This window comes from Hymenobacter tenuis (assembly GCF_054780495.1).
In genome coordinates, this window is sequence record NZ_BAAGWF010000004.1 from 642,645 (window position 1) to 661,120 (window position 18,476).

An 18,476-nucleotide genomic window follows, 5' to 3' on the forward strand; every position below is an offset into this window, starting at 1 on the left:
AGGCGCGCCGGGGCGCCGGACCAAAAGTACAGGTTAAAAAGGGAAAAGGTAACAAAGTGGGCGGGGGAGTTTGCTGTTTTACTAGCCCTAGTAAAACAGCAAACTCCCCCGCCCACTTTGTTACCTTTTCAGGCCTAGTACTTATTGCGACAAGCTGTAGCGCAACTGAATGCCGCCCTCGGTAGCGGTGTTACGGAACGCATTCTGTACGCGCGGCGCCGTAATGTTCTGGGTGAAGAAGAACTGCAGGTTCAGGCGCTGGTTGAGCACATAATCTACAGTTGGGCGCAGCTGTACTTGGCGGGTGCCGTTGGTAACCTGGCTCGAAGAACGGCCTGGGTCGCCAGTGCTCGTAGCAGTGGGTTCTACCACATCCAGAATGGTGCGTTGTATCGTGAAATTGTCGCGGATGCTTAGGTCGAGGCGGGCCGTGAGTTCATTGCGCAGTATCCGCTGCTCGCCGCCCACCCGGAACGGCAGCTTAAGGCGGTTGGTGGCAAAGCCCACGCCTACTACCATCTCCGTGGAGTGCAGTTCGGTTACCTGTGCGTTGTTGGTATTTAAGCCTAAGTTCCGGTCGATGCGGTACTCCAGGCGGCCGGTTAGCTTGCCCGTCGTCTGGAAGTTAACGCCAATCAGGGGCGCCAACCGCTCGGCAATCGTCACCTGCCCGATGAGGTAGTACGGAATGTACTGACCGTTGCTGTTCGTGATATCCGGTAGCTGTTCCGGCTCCCGAATGTAGTCGGCGGCGGTGGTGTACCCGTTGATGTTGTAAGTAGAGGCGTAAGCGTGATTCAGCGTGAACGAGCGGAAATACCGCTGCACCAGCGGCAGCTCGGCCAGGCCATTATAGTCGATGCGCCAGTTCGGGATGGGCAGGAACGAGAACGGATTGAAGCGCTTGGCCTGGTACCCATCCGACGACTTACCGCGGTACGCATCCAGGAAGGCCGGCAGCAAGACATCCTGCGAGTTGTAGCTGTATGTGCCGAGGTTGCCGTTCTGGTCGGTGTTCTGGTTGGCCCGCGCCAGCCGCTCGCGCACTACCACGCGGTTGCTGAGGAAGCGGTCAAACGCTTTTGAGGTTTCGCCCTGGCTTCCTAAGTCGCCAAACAAGGTCTGGATAGAGATAAACGACGTGCTGAATGTGCCCGAGCCTAGCGCATTGCTGGCCGTTGGTACATTCGAAATTGGCGTCAGCTTCTGTTCATCCAGCAACAGGCGGTAAAACACCTCCCGGTTCCGGACTAGGTTGCGCCGAGCGTCCAACTGAATAATAAAGTCTCTGAAGGGTTCCAGAGAGGTCCGCAACGTCAGCGCCTCCGTCAGCAACGAGCTAAGCGGCGTGTTCAGGTACTGGCTGCTGTCGGTGTACCAGCCGCGGCTGTAGGCCCGCTGAAATAGATTGTCTAGGTCATACTGCCTGCCCACGATGAAGGGAACACCCGGCGCATCAAAATCACTGTTCAGCCCAAAGAAGCGCGTGCCGGGCAGGTAGCCGGGCAGCAGCGTGCCGTTTGAGCGGGTGTAGGTAAAGTTGATGGAGCGGGCCGTCATCAAAGACCGGAGCACGGCTTTCAGCACGCGCAGCTCCGGACCCTTCGCCGAGTCGGCGGGGGTAGGGGCCGCGCCCGGAGCACCGGGTACGCCCGGCGTGGTGGGGGCGGTAGCGCGGGCCTGCGGAGCGGGCGCGTTGTTGATGATGTTGAGGAAGCGAACCTTGTTATACAGCTTCACCAAGTCAATGCGGCCGTTACCGCTGAACTCGCCGTTGTTCTGAATGGTGTTGCCCAAATCCAGCGGAGCCGTGGTGGTGTCAGCGGGGTTACCGGGGTTTGTAGGCGCCCGCAGCGCCGTAGAAGCCGCCTGCCAGCTGTAGTTAGCTGCGTACCGCACATCAGCCGAGATCCAGTCAGTGAGCGGAAACTTGTCGAGAGGCAGGCGGTAGGTAAGCGCTACGGTTTGGTTAAAGTTGGTGGTGCGGCCGCCGCGGCGGAACAGGTTGTCGCGGAGCTGCTCGCGGTTGCGCCGGGCCTCGTCCGTGTCGCCGATGCTGCGGCCAATGCCTTCATCTACAACGGCGCGGTTGGTTGCCGTGTAGTCGAGGGCTAGTGCTTTGGTCAGGTCCCAGCGCAAATCATAAATACGGTTGAAGAAGAACGACTTCTGGAACACGCCCGGAATGCCTTCGGTGGTAGGTACCTGGCCGGGCTCTAGAGTGCGTTGCAGGAACCGCTCATTGTAGCGCCGGTCTAGGTCGGCCCGGAAGCTAAACCGCGAGGGCAGGGGAGTGAAGTTCACTTCCTGCAGCATCTTCAGGTACGGCGAGTCAAAGGCTTTCACCTTGGCCAGCGGCGTGTAGCTCTTGGGGGTTGTCTGGTACACGTAGGCTAGGGCGCCGGTGTAGGTGCGAGTGTAGTCGCGGTCGGTGCGGATATCGGTGTGCAGGCGCTCCGTGAGGGAGTAGCTTACGGCAAAGTTCTCGATATCGTAGGGCCGTACTTTCTTCTCGGTATTGGTGCGTTCCTTGCGCACGTTCAGCACCGAAATGCTGCGCTGGCTGGTTTGGTCAATCACCTCCTTGCGGTAGGCGGCGCGCTCTTCCGAGGTCCGGAACTTCTCCAGTGATTGGGTAAGCTCGGTATCGGGATTGAGCGGGTCGTATTTTGGAGCTCTCGACTCCACCCCGGCCTGCACCAGCACGGGCACGCGCAAGCCCAGCTTCTCCGGGAAAAACTTATCGGCGGCCACGGTAGCGTTCAGGTCGCCGCGGGCTACGTTGTCGAGGGAGCGTTGCTGAGCTTTGTCCTGCAAGCCGCCAAAGCCGGTGGTTACATAGCTGCCGGTAGCCGTAATGTTGGCCACATCGGCCAGCTTGGTGTTGAAGCGAGCCGTAGCAGCCCACCCGCTTTCGTTGTCGAAATCGAGCACGCGCAACTCATCGGCCCACAGCGTGAGGTTTTTGTTGGCGCCGTCGTCGCGTGGGTTCAAAATGCCAATCATGGCGCCCTGCACCGCCGAGAGGTCGGGGTTGCCGACAACCGTGATGGTAGCCCCGTCCGGCAGCGTCACGATAAACGGCCGGGCGTAATCAATGCCGCTGGTGGCTTGGCCGTTGCGCTGAGCTTTGGCATCAATAAACGCCTGCAAGGGCAAATCAATGCGGTTTTCCACGGGCCACACTTCCTCTTCGCGGCTCTGGCCCACACGCGTCAGCGCCAGAGGTTTAGAGTACTCGTAGTAGTTTTGGGTATAGTCGGTGCCAATGCGGACGAAGCCGCGCAGCTGGCCGTTCTGCACCGTGCGATCGTCACTTTCCGCATGCATAAACATGCGCAGACGCTTGTAGCGCAGCATGCTCAGGTTGATGTTTTTGTAGGCCGCCTTGGCAAAGCCGTCGCGGAGGCCTTCCACCACCAAGCGCAGGCTTTGCTCGTTTTGCTGGCGATTTACCGTGCTGGAGCCATACTCCCGGTCGCGGCGAATATCGGGCGGTAGCACATACGGAATGGCGTCGGTGCCTACCACAGAAGCAGGGCCGTTTTCCTCGATGCTAACCGTAGAGATATTGAAAGCGTCGGCGTCCGTGTCGGGGTTGATGACGGGCTGCGTTGGGTCAGCAATTTTGGTCAGGAAGCGGCGCCACTGGTTGGCCACGAATTGCGGCTGCACCATACGCAGTACCACCGGCTGCTCCCACTGCGTAAGGTACATGCGCAAAAATCGAATCGACTTAAAGCCGAAATCCTGGCCGGGCGGCACGCCTACTACTCCCGTGGGCTGGCGCACCGGAATCCGGAACTGGTACCAGGTTACTTCCTCGCCGCCCGTGTCGTTGTTGCGGTTCGTGATTTTATCCACGATGAAGTTCTGGCCCACTTCCATCTGGCCGGGGCGCAGCTGCATGCGGTACTCGTAGTAGCGCTCCGTATCGGAAAGCACGTTGTCGCGGTTCAGGTCCTCCTTGTCGGGGAAGGCCGTGGAGCTGAGCTGGCTGCCCTCGGGCGAGTTGCCCTCCATGCCGTTGAAGTCCTTGTAACGGGCTAGTACTTTGGCATCGGCCTGGTCGTAGCTGGGGTCGAGGTGGTGGCGGAAGTTATCGGCGGCTGGGTCCGGTACCGTCTGGTACACGGGTGCAATGGTGGGCAGCGTCTTTTCCTCATTATCCGTTACGCCATCGAGACCAACATCCTGGCGGGCACGGGCGCCGGAAGTGGCACTGAACGCATCGGTCAGGAAGGGCTGGCGCGAAGCCCGGCCGTAGGGCGTGGGAGTCGTCTCCAGCGCAATATCAGCCGGGTCAGTTGGCAGGCCGTTCTCGAACTCGTAGCGGTTGTTGTCCTTCAGCACATCCTCTGAAACCGAGCCTAGGTTGATGTACAGCTCGCCGCCGGTGCGGTTGTTATCCTGGTGCCCGTCGGAGTCTGTCACGCGGCCGTTGTCGGTCGTGATAAAAGGGTCCATCATCCAGAATTCCAGAAACTCGACGTTGGCGTTGTCGAAGTCGGTATCGAAGGTGATTTCGCGCGAAATACCACCGTAGCGCGCGAGGTTGTCGGGCCGGGTGGTGCTAGCAAACCGCTTGGGTTGGCTCGGGTTTACGTTGGGCGTATAGTTGTACTGGCCCCGCTCATCGGGGAAATACGCTAGGTCCAGCGTCGACTCGAAGGAGTTGCCGGTGGTACCTACGTCGCGGTTCGGGAATACCTCCGTGCGCTTGATGCCGCGCACATAGTGGTTTTTGAGGTCGTTGTTCCCGATGTTGCCGGGCTTGCTCTGGCCGTTCGTGTAATACGTCTGGTCGATGGTATACCACGCCAGCTTAGCGCGGTTGAAACCCACCTCCAAATCCTGGGCCGTGCCAATCAGCGGCTGCGGGGTAGAAGCCAGCCGCCAAGTGGTTGCCGAGTTAATACCCCCTAGCGTGTAGGGCGTGCGTGCGTTCTCGAAGTCATCGAGGTACGAGACGCCATTTTCGCCGCCGCTATTCTTGGTGCCGAGCTTCGACTGGCCCGGCAGCAGCTGCGCAAACTCCGCACTGAACGCTACCGACGAAGGCTCTTTCGTGGAAAGCAGCGGCAGCATGTCCAGGTACTTGGTTAGGGCCCGCGAGTCGCGGCGCATGTTCAGGTCGAAGCCGTAGAGCGTGTTGTTAATGGGCTCGTCGCCGATGTTCACGCGGTTGATGCCCGGCGCTTGGTTTTCGCGCAGGTGCAGTACCGTGGCGCCAAAGTTGATGTCCGGCGACACGCGGTAATCGAAGCGGGCCCCCAACAGCTTACGCGGCTGCACTTGCACTAGGGCGTTTTTCTCGAACTCTACCCGCAGCTCATTAGCCGAGTTGAGGTAGCTCGGGTTCAGGATTTTTACCCGGGCCTGGTCATAGAATACCTGGTAATCAACGCCTTCCTGAAGCAACGTGCTGCCGGCGCGTACCCGCACCGAGCCTTCCGCAATACCAATACCGGGCAAGCTGATTTCATCCGTAGTGGTGGCCTGAAAGCGCCCGCGCAAGAAGAACTTGTCTTTTTCCTGACGCTGTTGGGCGTCGCTCTGCACCTGATTGTACAGCTCGCGGTACACGTACTTGCGCGCTAGGTCTCGCTCGGTGGTAGATGTAGCAGTATCAAACTGCGCGGCCAGGTAGTTGCCGAAAGGCTGAACCTGCGGAAAAATTACCTTGCCTAGCTCGGTATCAATGGTGATGCCGGGGAAAAAGTCAAAGTTACCGTCGGGGTTGCGGTCGTTGTTGGGGTTTACGTTGTCGAGGTTGAGCACCTCAATCAGCGGCCGGTTAGCAATGCGCGCACCCTCCTTCAATGAAATCAGATCGACGCCGGTTACGTCGTCTTTGTAGATGAGCTGCAGGTTGAAATTGTCGCGGTTGAGCTGCGAGGCATTCAGGGGATAGATGTTTTTCATCATCAAATCCCAGGTCGGCAGGTTGCGCGTCTGCAGATTTTCGTTGGCGGGGTTCTCTGCGGGGTTGGCCAGCCCTACGCCGGGATTGGTGGCCTTCAGCATCTTCAGGAAAATTACCTGGTCCTGATTAACGCTGGCGTAATCCTTGGTCAGCTCGCCTACCTGGTAGGTTTTGCCGTTGTAGATGTACTGATACGCTACCCCCAGTACCTGCTCAGGCAGCAGTTGGGTGTTCAGGGAGAGGTAGCCAAGCTGGGCATTATAGGTGTACTCGCGCGGATCGAGCTTACGGGCTCGAATGTGCTCATAATCCGCGTTTTTGGCTAGGCCCAGGCCATTCAGGTAGGTGTCGGTGGTAAGCTCGCCGCGTGCGGCACCGCCCCCGGCCAGCACCTGCCCAAACAGCGTATTGGCGGCGTTATCGGCTAGGGCGTTGGGGTTGGAGCCTGCCCCAGACAGAAACTGACGGCGGTACACGCGGCGGGGTTCGGCCACGTCCATAAGGGTTACCACGTTGCGCAGGTTGTCGCTCTGGCGGTTGTCGTTTGTAACGTATACTTCCAGGTAGGTAATCTCGACGCCGCTTTGCACCGTGGGCAGGTTGCGAAGTGCCGCATCGTACCGGTCGCGGAAGGCCTGGGAGAGGAAGTAGTGTCGGTCTCGCTCGTACTGGCTGGCTTTCAGCTCAAACTGCCGGCTCTGGCCGCCATTCTGAATACGCACTTCATCGGCCTGGCCGCGCAGGGTACTTGCCACCGCCGTAATGCCTAGGCGCCCAAACTGCAGCTGGGTTTTGATACCAAACAGGTTCTGACCGCCTGTGATTAAGGAGTTATTCAGAGGCAACGACACATTGCCCAGCTCCACTTTACGGATGATATCGGTTTCGTAGCCCGTGTAATCGAGCTTCATGTTGTTCTCGAAATCGAAGGCCGCGCGGGTGTCGTAGTTAAAGGTCAGCTTGAGCTTCTCGCCAATCTGGCCCGTGAGGTTCAGGTTGAGGTTCTGGTCGTATTGAAAGTCGCCAACGCGCTGCTGGCGTAGCGTGAGGGTTGGATTCTCGTTGCGGTTGCCGCGGTAGCCCATGCGCAAGGTCACAGAGCCCTGGGGCCGGATATCCACATAGCTACCCCCGAAAATACGGTCGGCCATGGGGCCTAGGTAGATTTTGGGGATAACCCGGCGGCTGGCGGCCGAGTTGGAGTCGCCGGCAATGCCGCCGGCGGAGCGCTGGCGGAAATAATTGCGCACGGCCTGCTGCTGCTGCCAGCGCGAATACTCCTCAAACGACATCCGGCTAGGGTCGCGGTAGTCCAGCTCGGGGCCTAGCCGCTCCCGGATGTCAAAGTTCTGGAGGCTGTCATCGGGCTGCACTTCCAACTGCACGTTAGAAGGCAGCGGCAGCACCAGCGGCGAGCGGCGACGCTGCGGCGAGAGGGGCGTGCCAAGCCGATCAGAAGGGGCTACGCGGGGGCGGCGGCTGGGCCGGTAACGGGTAGTATCGGTAAGGGGGGTATCGGGGGCAAACGCGAAGGGAAAGCGCGAGGCATCGGCTCCTGCTGGCAGCCAACCGGCCCACAGCTGGCGCATAGCAAACGGCGCCGCCTCGCTGCCCGCCGGCATAGCCTGCGACCACCACGCCACCAACGATACAACAGCTACCAGAGAGGCAGCCAGGGACTTCTTACTGGTATTCAAGCGTCAATAACCGTCGGGAAAGGAGGAATAAGAAGCTAGCGGAACGTGAGCTATCAAATTGCTGCTGCCGGCTCCTAGGGAAGAGGCCGGCGGCAGCAAAAAAAGCTCCTAACTACCATCTGGTAGCCAACAGCTTCTAATGAGACTTAAGAGCGAATTTAATCAATTCCTCTATGCTCAGGTCGTTGCCATGCTTGTGCTGAATCTGGTCGAGGGCTTTCTCGGCCGCAGCCCGCGCAAAGCCTAGCGTTACCAGAGCGGCTAACGCTTCGGAGCGGTTGGTATTGTGTGCTTTGGCCAGCGGTACGGTATCAATTCCGGCTTTGGCCATCAGCTCCTCTTTGCGCAGCTTGTCTTTCAGCTCCAGAATCACGCGCTGGGCCGTTTTGGGACCTACGCCTTTGATGCTCTGGATGGAACGCACATCTTCCTGCACAATGGCCTGCCGGATTTCACCCACCGACATCGACGACACCATCACGATGCCCGTGCCTGGCCCAATGCCTGACACCGAAATCAGCTGCATGAACAACGCCTTTTCATTCGGGTCGAGGAAGCCGTAAAGTGTCTGGCCATCCTCTTTGATATGCTGGTAAGTATAGAGCTTAGCTTTCTCACCATCGGCCGGAAGCTTGGAGTAGGTGGCCAGGGAAATCCGGACTTCATAGCCAATGCCGCTCACATCGAGAATGGCTTGGGTGGGGTCTTTATAAGCGAGTTTACCGTCGACGTAGGCAATCATGCGGGGTGGTTTGGTTGATGAAGCTAGAACAAGCCGAACACCTCCGGTCACGATTTTGTGCCAAAGAAGTTAGAAGTTCTAACAGGCTTAGCCAGCAGTTACTGCCAGCGCAGGGTAGACAAGCAAGTTGGTGCGAATTTGCCCGGAATCAAAGCCTAGGCCGTAAACCTCTGAAAAGCAAAACGCCCCGCACCAAAGGAAGCTGTGAGGTAGGTTGCGGTTTGGAAGGAATGGACACCTAGTATTTCATGCTAGACCACTCTGCCAGGAAAAAATGTGACTGTTCGCTCGTTTAGCGCCGCTCCATTTGCATATCGAAGCGGCCTTCGCTGACCTGCACGGTGCTACCTTCATCTGTGCGGCCTGTGAAGGCGAAAGTTCCTGATACAATGCGTGCCGTCGTGTCGAAGCGAGTGATGGTAAGCTGGCCGGTGGCTGTCGGTCCGGTTAAGTAGTATAAATCCGGAGTTGCATCATGATTAATAAAATTACCGTAGGCCGGATTTGCGGATGTCTGACTCGGGGTACCCGGCTGATCCAGCGTGATTGTACTTGGCCCTTTTATATTGGGGACATAGAAATAAATGCCTGAAGCAATGAGCTTAGGCTGACTGTCCCGACTAAAAGATAAGGTCAAGGCAACGTGCCCTTGGTCTCGAAGACTCCAATACACGGTGAATGGGTCTTTGGCTCCAAGTTGCGGGGCTTCGTACGGCTTCCAGGCCTTGCCATCGACTAGGCAGCCCATTTTGTTTTTGCCTTCCTGGGTGGCTTCAGGCAGCGCATCTACACCTTCTTTCTCGCAGCTGCTGAGGGCGAGCAGGAAGCCTAGCATCGAGAATAGGAGCCGGTTCATGGTGGAAGAGGGAATAGTTGTAACCAGCGTTGTGCTGAAATGTGCTGCCGCAAGATGGCAGGAAAAGTATAGCCGCAATAGGCTCAGCCAAACCAACATGCAGCTACTTCAGACTTTATCCGGCAGGGTTTGACCCCTCAAGCGACCTAGTAAAACAGCGCTATTTGCATTGACTGCTTGTAGCAGAAACTCTATTGTGGGCGGTAAAGCAGACTTTGCGTGAGCACAAAAAAGCAGCGCAAGCAACCTGGGCAGCTTCCTTGCGGGGAAGGCAAACCCAGACTTCTTGCGCTGCTGGAAATGAACGGAAGAAGCTTACAGCCCTTTGCCGTACGGGTGCTGGGCATCGACCACCGCAATGGAGGCCATGTTCACGATTTCACGCACCGAAGCACCTAGCTGCAGGATGTGCACCGGCTTGCGCATGCCCATCAGTACCGGCCCGATTACCTCCGCGCCCCCAATTTCCTGGAGCACTTTGTAAGCAATGTTGCCGCTAATCACGTTCGGGAAAATGAGCGTGTTGGCGCCGCCTTTGTCGGCGAGGGGCGAGAAGGGGTACTGCTCGCGCAGCAGCTCCGGGTTCAGAGCGGTGTTGGCCTGCATTTCGCCGTCCACAATCAGTTCGGGGTAGCGCTCCTGGGCTAGCACGGTGGCGCGGCGGGCTTTGTCGGGCAAGTCGCCGGGGTTCGAGCCAAAGTTGGAGTAGCTGATAACGGCTACTCGCGGCTCCGTATCGAAGAACTTCACGGCCTGCGCCGTGAGGCCGATGATGCCTACCATTTCCTCGGCCGTGGGGTCGATGTTTACGGTGGTATCGGCGAAGAAGAATGGGCCTTTCTTGTGCTGAATGATGTACATGGAAGCCACACGCTTCACGCCATCAGCCACGCCAATTACTTGCAACGAAGGAACAATGGACTTACCATAGTCTTTGCTCAGACCCGTAATGAAGGCGTCGGCTTCACCTGTTTCCACCATCATGCTGCCGAAGTAGTTTCGCTCACGCAGCAGGCGGCGGCCTTCGTAGAGTGTGATGCCGCGGCGCTGGCGCTTTTCATACAGCTTCTGGGCGTACTCTTCGCGCTTGGCCTCATCCTGCAGAATGTCGATGATCTGGCAGCCTTCCAGGTCTAGGGAGTTTTCAGCGGCGATGCGTGCAATTTTCTCGCGGTTGCCCAGCAAGATGGGCTCGGCAATGCCTTCGTCATGCAGAATCTGGGCCGCTTTCAGGATTTTGTAGTTGTCGCCTTCGGCGAATACTACACGCTTGGGGTTGCTGCGAGCCGCCTGCGTGATGCGGTTCATCAGCTTCTGGTTTACCCCCAGGCGGGCGCGCAAATCATCTTCATACCCCATCCAGTCTTCAATCCGAAGCCGGGCTACGCCACTTTCCATAGCGGCTTTGGCTACGGCGGGGCTTACGGTGGTAATCAGACGCGGGTCGAGAGGTTTCGGAATCAGGTAGGTGCGGCCGAATGCCAGTGTATTATCACCGTAGGCCTTGTTTACCATATCCGGTACGGGCTCTTTGGCTAGGTCAGACAGGGCCTTTACGGCCGCCAGCTTCATGGCCTCGTTGATTTCCGTGGCCCGCACATCTAGGGCACCCCGGAAAATGTAGGGGAAGCCGAGTACGTTGTTTACTTGATTGGGGTGGTCGGAGCGACCCGTTGCCATAATGATGTCGGGGCGGGTAGCCATGGCCACCTCGTAGGCAATTTCCGGATCGGGATTGGCCAGCGCAAATACGATGGGGTTGTCGGCCATTTTCAGCAGCAGCTCAGCGGGCAGTACGTTGGCCGCTGAGAGACCCAGAAACACATCGGCGCCTTCCATGGCTTCGGCCAGGGTAGTGATGGGCCGGGTAGTGGCAAAGCGCAACTGCATATCGGCCAGGTCGGTGCGGGCCGGCGTGATGATGCCGTCCTTATCGAACACTACTACGTTTTCTACCTTCAAGCCCAGCTCCAGGTACAGGCGCAGGCACGAAATGGCTGCAGCACCCGCGCCGCTTACCACTACGTTAATCTCCTCGATCTTCTTGCCCACTACCTCCAAACCGTTCAGCAGCGCCGCCGACGAAATGATGGCCGTGCCGTGCTGATCGTCGTGCATAAGCGGAATGTTCATCTGCTCCCGCAAGTCCGTTTCGATGCGGAAACACTCCGGAGCTTTGATGTCCTCGAGGTTGATGCCACCAAACGTAGGCTCCAGCGACTTTACAATGCGGATAAACTCGTCGGGGTCCGTGGCGTCGATTTCAATATCGAAGCAGTCGATGCCCGCGAATTTCTTGAACAATACGCCTTTGCCTTCCATTACGGGCTTAGAGGCATCGGGGCCAATGTTGCCCAGACCCAGTACGGCGGTACCGTTGCTGATAACACCTACTAGGTTGCCTTTGGCGGTATACTTATATACGTCGTCCTTGTTGGCTGCAATGGCTTTGCAGGGTTCGGCTACGCCTGGCGAGTAGGCCAGGGCCAAATCAAGTTGGGTACTGACGGGCTTGGTTGGGATTACCTCAATCTTGCCGGCGGGGGTGCGGGAGTGGTAATCGAGGGCGTCCTGTTTGTTTATTTTCAGCATTGTGTTGCTCGGGTGGGCTTTCTGTGAAAAGGCAAGAAAGCAATATGGGGCAAAATCGGACCGCCGCAAAGGTACTACCCACCGCCGGGATAGAAAAAATGCCCCGACCATTGTATAGTCGGGGCTTGAGGACGAGCGAGGGCCTAGGGCCAGATGGCTACTTACGGCCGTAGCTTACTGCACGGGCACATTCGTGAATTCGCCATTCACCATGATGTCAGCGCTGCGAGCAGGCCGGTTAGGCGTCAGGTCAGCGTAAGGGTCCGGCACTTCGCTCATGGTGAGGGCATAGGTGCCACTAATGAGGCCACGGCGAGCATCATAAGCGCTGATAGTTAAGTCGCCGGTAGTTTTATGAAGGCTGGCCCGGTATATTTTGCCCACAAGTGAGTTCTGGTCGCTCGAGTAAGTGAGCGTGTAGGTAGCCTGGGCAGGGTTAGCAGTGGCGGCAACGGATTTCAGCGGGTACTTGCCCACCCGGCCCGGCGTAAGCTTGGTGTAATCGAGTAGGAAAACAACGTTATCCTCGGATGGGTCGCCGGAGCGAAACCGCAGCTCCAGGCCGCCGCCACTGTGCTTCACGGTGCCGGTTATGGCTGAGGGAGAGTGGCTTACCCCCGATGACTCGAAGCTGGCGGGGTAGTGTACCATCCGATCGAGCTTGTACTGAGCAATAACCGGGGCTTCGGGGGTTGGCTCGTTGTCTTCTTTCTGACAAGCGGTGGTGCCTAGCACTACTGCACTTAGGGCTAGAAATACGGGTAGAAAGGGGCGCATAGTAATACAATAAGAAGTAGAAGTGTACAGGTGTAAACCCAACAGTCGTGCCGAAAATCGAAAAATAAGTTCCCGGCTTTTTTACTTTTTCTGTTGGAGGCAAAAAAGAGCGAGCACCCTAGGGTGCTCGCTCTGCTAAACCTCGTGAAGAATAGTTAAGATACTAGCTGCGCACAATCAGCTTTTGCCCGGGCTTCACTTCATCCGACTTCAGGTTGTTCAGCTCTCGAAGTTTCTCCACCGTCAGGCCCTGGTAGCGCCGCGAGATGTTGTAGAGCGTGTCGCCGGGTTGCACCAAGTGTACCTCGGGCACCGGCAGGTTGGGGCGCGCGGCAGGGGTAGCGCGGGCGGCTTGTCGCACGGGTGCCTGAGCGGCGGCCGCTACTTCTCGGGGCGCCGCAGTCAGCTCAGCTACAGTTTCAGTGGTCTGGCGAAGATTCAGCTTTTGGCCGGGCGTGAGGGTAATGCCGTTGAGCTTATTCCAGGCCCTGAGCTGAGCAATGGTCACGCCATGGGTCCGGGCTACTTTTTCCAGGAAGTCGCCGCGCTGCACCACATAGGTGGCTGGGGCTGTGGAGTCCTCTTCGGCTACAGGAGCTATAGGTGCCTCTGCTGCAGGGCGGGGGCTAGTGCGAACGGTAGCGGGCTGCGTGCGCGATGTTGGTCGGCGGGCCACTACTGCCGGAATCGTATCCTCCTGGGCAGTGGCAGGAGCACTCGACCGAGAAGCACTCACGCGAACGGGAGCTACCGCAACTACCGGTGCCATAGGAGTACCGTCGGAGGTGCGGGGGCTTACGCTGGGCTGCTGCGCGGGAAGCGGTAAAAACACCACTAATTGCCGACGCGGCGCTAGGGCTGCGCTTTTGCCCAACCCATTCCAGCGCCGCACTTGCGCCGGGCTTACATCGTAGCGGTTCGCCACGGATGCCACCGTTTCGCCGCGTTTTACGGTGTGGCGTACTCGGCGGAAGCGCGGTTGCGACTGAGCGGATGCTTCGCGAGGGGCACCATCGGCTACTAGGTTGCGGCTGGGGAAGGGCGTAGTACCGGAAAGCGCCACCATGCGCGGAGCCAGCGGGGAGGGCAGCTCCGCCAGAGGGCGGCAGTATTCAAACAAGGTTTCCCGGTCCACGACGGCCAAGGAAGGACGAGCAGCGGCAGGCAACTTTACAGCGTAGGGCCGGTAGCCGGCCGGTAGCCACGGCTTGCGCATTTCGGGGTTGAGCCGCACGAGTGCCATGGAATCAGGTAACCCGCAGGCGCGGGCCAACCGGGTCAAATCAAAGGCGCGGCCGCCAAGCTGCAGCGTGTCCATCGGCTCGGCATACTGGTAGCGGAGGGCAGGAGAATGCAACTGGTGCTGCTCGGCATACTTCATGGTGTACATGATGGCCGTGAAGGTGGGCACGTAATTGCGGGTTTCGGCAGGAAGATGGGAGTGTACTTCCCAGTAGTTGTTCTTGCCGGTGCGCCGTACTACCTTTTGCATGTTGCCAGCGCCCCAGTTATAGGCTGCCAGTACCATTTCCCAGTCATGAAATACGCCATAGAGGTAGCGCAAATGCTTGCAGGCCGCCTCGGTAGCTTTCTCCGGGTCCATGCGCTCGTCCACCCACTCGTCGCGGCGCAGGCGCAGGTCGTTGGCGGTGGGGCCCATGAACTGCCAGAGCCCGGTAGCACCCACCCGTGATTTAGCCGTTGGAATCAGGGCCGATTCTACTACAGCCAAATACTTCAAATCGGTGGGCAGATTGTACTTAGCTAGATATTTCTCGAAGAGCGGGAAATAGAGGTTTTCGCGTTCCAGCACGCGCTGCGTGTACGCGCGCTGCCGCTCCGTAAATAGCCGCACAAAAGCCATTACGTGGGAGTTGAACACATGCGGCACGTCGGCTTCGATGCAGCCAATTCGGTCACCTACAAGGTCGCGCAGCTCTGGAGGCGTACGCAGCCACGCCAGCCGTACAGAGTCAATCTGGGCCGGAGCGGCTACCAGTGAATCGGGGAGTAGCTCCAGGTTTACCCGCAAGGAGTCGGTGGGGAGCAGGGGCTGTTCAGCGGGAACCGTGGGAAGTTCGGGCCTTACTTGGGCGGCGGCGGGGCGCGCTACCGAAGCGGCAAACAACAGGACAACAACTGCACGCAACAACGACTTCTTCATCTTACATATAAACTGGAGGAGGAAGGCTAGCACCTCAAATAGCTGAGCATCAGCCCGGCGTGTGCCCAAAAATAGCACTGATTCAGTTAAAAGCCAGCCCTGAAGCCAAAACGAGTACTCCGAAACAGCACTTCGGCAGGCGTAACAGCGGCTACTAGGTAGGCTGTCGGGCCAAAGTGGCGCTTCGGAGTACTCGTTTTTAAAGCCGAAATCTTATACCGTAGCGGGCGCTAGGGTTTCGGTTACGGAGCCGGCAAAGGCTAGTAAATGCTCTTCGCGGAAGGCTCCGCTCAAAATCTGCAAGCCAATTGGCAAGCCCTGCGAGTCGTGCCCGGCAGGTACTGAAATGGCCGGTACACCAGCCAAGGAGGCCTGCACCGTGAAAATATCAGCCAGATACATGGCCAGCGTATCCTTGTTTACATCGCCAATACGGAAGGCAGTAGTAGGAGTGGTTGGCAGCACCAAGAAGTCGTATTCGCGCAGCAGCTCGTCGGTCTTTTCCTTGATGAGCCGGCGTACTTTCTGGGCCTTAGTGTAGTAGGCATCGTAGTAGCTGGCGCTAAGCACGAAGGTGCCCAGCAGAATCCGGCGCTGTACCTCGGGGCCAAAACCCTGCGCGCGCGTCTTCTTGTACAATGACTCCAGATCCGTAGCGTCGGGGGCGCGGTAGCCAAACTTCACACCATCGTAGCGGCTCAGGTTAGAGCTAGCTTCAGCGGTGGTGAGGATGTAGTAGGTCGGAACGATATAGTCGAGGTAGGGGAACTCTACCGGCTCTACTAGGTGCCCTTGGCTGCGAAACCGTTCCAAGGCTTGCTCGGTAGCTTCTTTAATCTCGGGGTTCAAACCGGGGCGCTCCAGGCAATCTTGAATGTAGCCGATGCGATAGTGCGGTGCCGGTGCCAGATGCTGACTATACGCCGGAACCTCGCGCTGGCTAACAGTACTGTCGAACGTATCAGGGCCGGCCATCACTTCCAGCAGCAGCGCAGCATCTTCCACTGAGCGGGTCAGCGTACCAATTTGGTCGAAGGAAGAGGCATAAGCAATCAGGCCGTATCGGGAGATGCGCGAATACGTTGGCTTAAAGCCCACAATGCCGCAAAATGCCGCCGGCTGCCGCACCGAGCCGCCCGTATCGGAGCCGATAGAGGCCAAGCACATATCGGCCTGCACCGCCACCGCCGAGCCACCCGACGAACCGCCGGGCACACGCTCCGGGTCGATTTCGTTGCGGGCCGGCCCGAAATAGGATGTCTCGTTCGAGGCGCCCATCGCAAATTCGTCGCAGTTCTGGCGGCCAACCAAAATGGCATCCTCATCGAGGAGGCGCTGCACTGCCGTGCCCGTAAACAACGACTTAAAGCCATCCAGAATACGGCTGCTGCTTTGCAACGCGTGGCCTTCGTAGGCCAGCACATCTTTAAGCCCGATGACCATACCCGCGAGCTTGCCGGCCGTGCCGGCTGCCAGCTTGGCGTCAACGGCCTCAGCCTGGGCTAGGGCTTCTTCGGGCCACACCTCCAGAAAGGCGTTGAGGTGTTCTTTGCGGCGGATGTTATCCAGATAATACTCCACGAGCTGACGGCAGGTCGTGGTGCCTGCCGTCAGCTCGTGGCGAACTTCCGTGAGAGAGGTAAAGCGTCTCAAGACGAATAGGGTTTAGTTCATTTGGTCGAGGCGGGGGCGCTCCTCGGGGGTAGGCGTAACGGGAGGCGTTATACCACCGTCCATGGGCGGGGCCACCGGCATGGCAGCCGGGGCTTCAGCTACGGGTGCAACGGGTGCTACCGGAGCCTGGTAAGGCTGCTGATTGAATTGCTGCTGATACGGCTGCTGGGGCTGACCGGAATTCTCGATTTCGCTGCGGATTTCGCGCGAAGCATCTTTGAATTCGCGAATGCCTTTGCCTAGGCCGCGCGCTAGCTCAGGAATCTTGTTGGCGCCGAAGAAGATCAGAATGACCACCATGATGAGCATCAGCTCACCACCACCAAGGTCACCCAAAAACAGGAGTGTGGGCGTGTTCATCGTCGAAAAAACTTAAAGGCGAGGAGCCGTAGGATCGTTCGGATTTACTGGCCGGTCGCGGAACTCAGGCTTTTCTTCCTTGGAAGCATCCTTGAACTCCCGAATGCCCTGGCCCATGCCCCGGAACAGCTCCGGAATGCGTTTGGCGCCAAACAAAAGGATAATAGCAAGACCGATAAGCAGAAGCTCGGTGCCTCCGAAGTTACCGATTCCTAACAGCAGGGTGGCAAAGTTCATAGGGGGAAGGCCAGAAGGCCAGTTTAATAGGTGGCAAAGCTACGTATACGCAGCTTAGTGTGCTTCGGGATTGGTAAAGGTACCGCATAATTTCAAAATCAGTTCCCTTAGCACCCTCGTTACTGTTTAGTAAACGCAACTCACAGAAGTCCGGCAAGATCAATAGTACGCCCTGAGGTGTAAATGAACAGCTTTAGCCAGATAAGTACCTAGTCCGACGAGCGAAATGGGCTGTTTAACGTTTTAATTAGGTAATTTGAAGAATTTACAGCCTATTTTGGTGATAGTCCTTTTGCCGCCTGTTTAGGTGTGCGTTCCTTTGTGTTTTCTTCGTAATGCCTACCAAACAGTCTAGTTCCGCACGAGCTGCCAAGTCCGCAGTTGGCTATCCTGACGAAACAGCCCGACTAGAAGCGCTGCGCAACTATCAGATACTGGATACTCCCCCCGAGTCTGCCTTTGACGACTTAGTGCGGCTAGCAGCGTATATCTGCGGTACCCCTATTTCTCTGGTGTCGTTAATTGATGCCGAACGACAGTGGTTCAAGGCCAAAGTAGGCTTGCCCGGGATAGACAGCACGGCACGGGAATTGGCTTTTTGCCAGCACGCCATCCTATCGGATAAAGTGTACGAGGTAGAAGACGCCACCCAGGACCCCTTGTTTCGGGATAACGACCTAGTAACCGGCAGCCCTGACATTCGCTTCTATGCCGGAGCACCCCTCATTACGCCCGATGGGCAGGCGCTGGGCACCATCTGTGCCATTGATAAAGTGCCCCGCCGGCTTGATGACTCGCAACGGGAAGCCCTGCTGATACTGGCCCGGGAGGTAGTGTCGCACCTGGAGCTACGCCGGGCACGCATGCAGCTAGAGGAGGAAAAGCAAAAAATGGAAGGCTTGCTGCAGATGGCCAACGACACCGCCCAATCGCTCTACCTCAGCAGCGGGCAAAATGAAATTTTTATCAAGCAGGACCACAAGCTGGTGCGGGTAAATGCCGTTGAGATCAGCTATGTAGAGGCCCTAGGCGATTACGTGAACATCTATACGGCGCGCGAGCGGTACACCGTGTACAGCACCATGAAGGAGCTGGAAACCAAGCTGCCTCTTCGGGATTTTGCCCGCGTACACCGCAAATACATTGTGCGCCTCGACCGCATAATGGCCATTGAAAACGATGCGGTAATTGTGGAAGCTGGCCGGAGCGCGGAGCGTGCTACCAGCCTGTTGCCGGTGCCCATTGGCAGCTCCTATAAGGCTACTCTACTCAGCCGTCTGAACTTGGTGTAGCTCCTGGGTTGGGGCTGCATTCAAATGTTTATAATTCGCCGAGTTATTACGTTCGTTCAGCGAAATAGCTAGCATGTATAGTACTATCTACGTTATCTTTCGTCATGTTATCGGGGATTACCCTGGAAGTGACTACTGCCCTAGGGCGGGTGTTATACC

10 protein-coding genes are annotated in these 18,476 nt (G+C 57.7%); 1 reads left to right on the top strand and 9 read right to left on the bottom strand.

Features of this window, described 5'->3' with window-relative positions; translation table 11 throughout:
• Positions 1–141: 141 nt before the first annotated feature.
• From sov to ACYVGU_RS16380, 9 genes are all read right to left on the bottom strand, one after another.
• Positions 142–7,623, bottom strand: a complete 7,482-nt coding sequence (sov, locus tag ACYVGU_RS16340) for a cell surface protein SprA (protein WP_460622939.1) — start codon at positions 7,621–7,623, stop codon at positions 142–144.
• 136 nt (positions 7,624–7,759) lie between these two features.
• Positions 7,760–8,365, bottom strand: a complete 606-nt coding sequence (gene ruvA, locus ACYVGU_RS16345; protein WP_460613702.1) for a Holliday junction branch migration protein RuvA — start codon at positions 8,363–8,365, stop codon at positions 7,760–7,762.
• A 292-nt stretch (positions 8,366–8,657) separates the two neighbouring features.
• Positions 8,658–9,221 carry a Riean_0653 family protein gene (locus tag ACYVGU_RS16350; RefSeq protein ID WP_460622940.1) on the bottom strand — a complete coding sequence of 188 codons (564 nt, stop codon included), beginning with the start codon at positions 9,219–9,221 and terminating at the stop codon, positions 8,658–8,660.
• A 315-nt stretch (positions 9,222–9,536) separates the two neighbouring features.
• The gene (locus ACYVGU_RS16355; RefSeq protein WP_460622941.1) at positions 9,537–11,813 is read right to left on the bottom strand and encodes an NADP-dependent malic enzyme; all 2,277 of its coding nucleotides are present in this window, start codon (positions 11,811–11,813) and stop codon (positions 9,537–9,539) included.
• Positions 11,814–11,987: 174 nt separating this feature from the next.
• Positions 11,988–12,590 carry a hypothetical protein gene (locus tag ACYVGU_RS16360; RefSeq protein ID WP_460622942.1) on the bottom strand — a complete coding sequence of 201 codons (603 nt, stop codon included), beginning with the start codon at positions 12,588–12,590 and terminating at the stop codon, positions 11,988–11,990.
• A 163-nt stretch (positions 12,591–12,753) separates the two neighbouring features.
• Positions 12,754–14,754 carry a LysM peptidoglycan-binding domain-containing protein gene (locus tag ACYVGU_RS16365; protein WP_460622943.1) on the bottom strand — a complete coding sequence of 667 codons (2,001 nt, stop codon included), beginning with the start codon at positions 14,752–14,754 and terminating at the stop codon, positions 12,754–12,756.
• A 213-nt stretch (positions 14,755–14,967) separates the two neighbouring features.
• Positions 14,968–16,407, bottom strand: coding sequence for an amidase (gene gatA / locus ACYVGU_RS16370; protein ID WP_460622944.1), 1,440 nt, complete (start codon positions 16,405–16,407; stop codon positions 14,968–14,970).
• A gap of 12 nt (positions 16,408–16,419) precedes the next feature.
• Positions 16,420–16,788: a Sec-independent protein translocase subunit TatA/TatB gene (locus tag ACYVGU_RS16375; RefSeq protein WP_460613709.1), complete on the bottom strand. Its 369-nt coding sequence runs from the start codon at positions 16,786–16,788 to the stop codon at positions 16,420–16,422.
• A gap of 12 nt (positions 16,789–16,800) precedes the next feature.
• Complete coding sequence (locus ACYVGU_RS16380) at positions 16,801–17,025, bottom strand: Sec-independent protein translocase subunit TatA/TatB (RefSeq protein ID WP_125435627.1); 225 nt, start codon at positions 17,023–17,025, stop codon at positions 16,801–16,803.
• Between the two features lie 335 nt (positions 17,026–17,360).
• Here ACYVGU_RS16380 and ACYVGU_RS16385 point away from each other — a divergent pair, with 335 nt between their 5' ends.
• The gene (locus tag ACYVGU_RS16385) at positions 17,361–18,317 is read left to right on the top strand and encodes a GAF domain-containing DNA-binding protein (protein ID WP_460613710.1); all 957 of its coding nucleotides are present in this window, start codon (positions 17,361–17,363) and stop codon (positions 18,315–18,317) included.
• Positions 18,318–18,476: the final 159 nt, after the last annotated feature.

What these genes read in the sequence shown, in the direction of transcription:
- ruvA (WP_460613702.1), bottom strand. Translation starts at nt 8,365, where the DNA reads ATGATTGCCTACGTCGACGGTAAACTCGCTTATAAAGACCCCACCCAA.
- ACYVGU_RS16350 (WP_460622940.1), bottom strand. Translation starts at nt 9,221, where the DNA reads ATGAACCGGCTCCTATTCTCGATGCTAGGCTTCCTGCTCGCCCTCAGC.
- ACYVGU_RS16355 (WP_460622941.1), bottom strand. Translation starts at nt 11,813, where the DNA reads ATGCTGAAAATAAACAAACAGGACGCCCTCGATTACCACTCCCGCACC.
- ACYVGU_RS16360 (WP_460622942.1), bottom strand. Translation starts at nt 12,590, where the DNA reads ATGCGCCCCTTTCTACCCGTATTTCTAGCCCTAAGTGCAGTAGTGCTA.
- ACYVGU_RS16365 (WP_460622943.1), bottom strand. Translation starts at nt 14,754, where the DNA reads ATGAAGAAGTCGTTGTTGCGTGCAGTTGTTGTCCTGTTGTTTGCCGCT.
- ACYVGU_RS16375 (WP_460613709.1), bottom strand. Translation starts at nt 16,788, where the DNA reads ATGAACACGCCCACACTCCTGTTTTTGGGTGACCTTGGTGGTGGTGAG.
- ACYVGU_RS16380 (WP_125435627.1), bottom strand. Translation starts at nt 17,025, where the DNA reads ATGAACTTTGCCACCCTGCTGTTAGGAATCGGTAACTTCGGAGGCACC.
- ACYVGU_RS16385 (WP_460613710.1), top strand. Translation starts at nt 17,361, where the DNA reads ATGCCTACCAAACAGTCTAGTTCCGCACGAGCTGCCAAGTCCGCAGTT.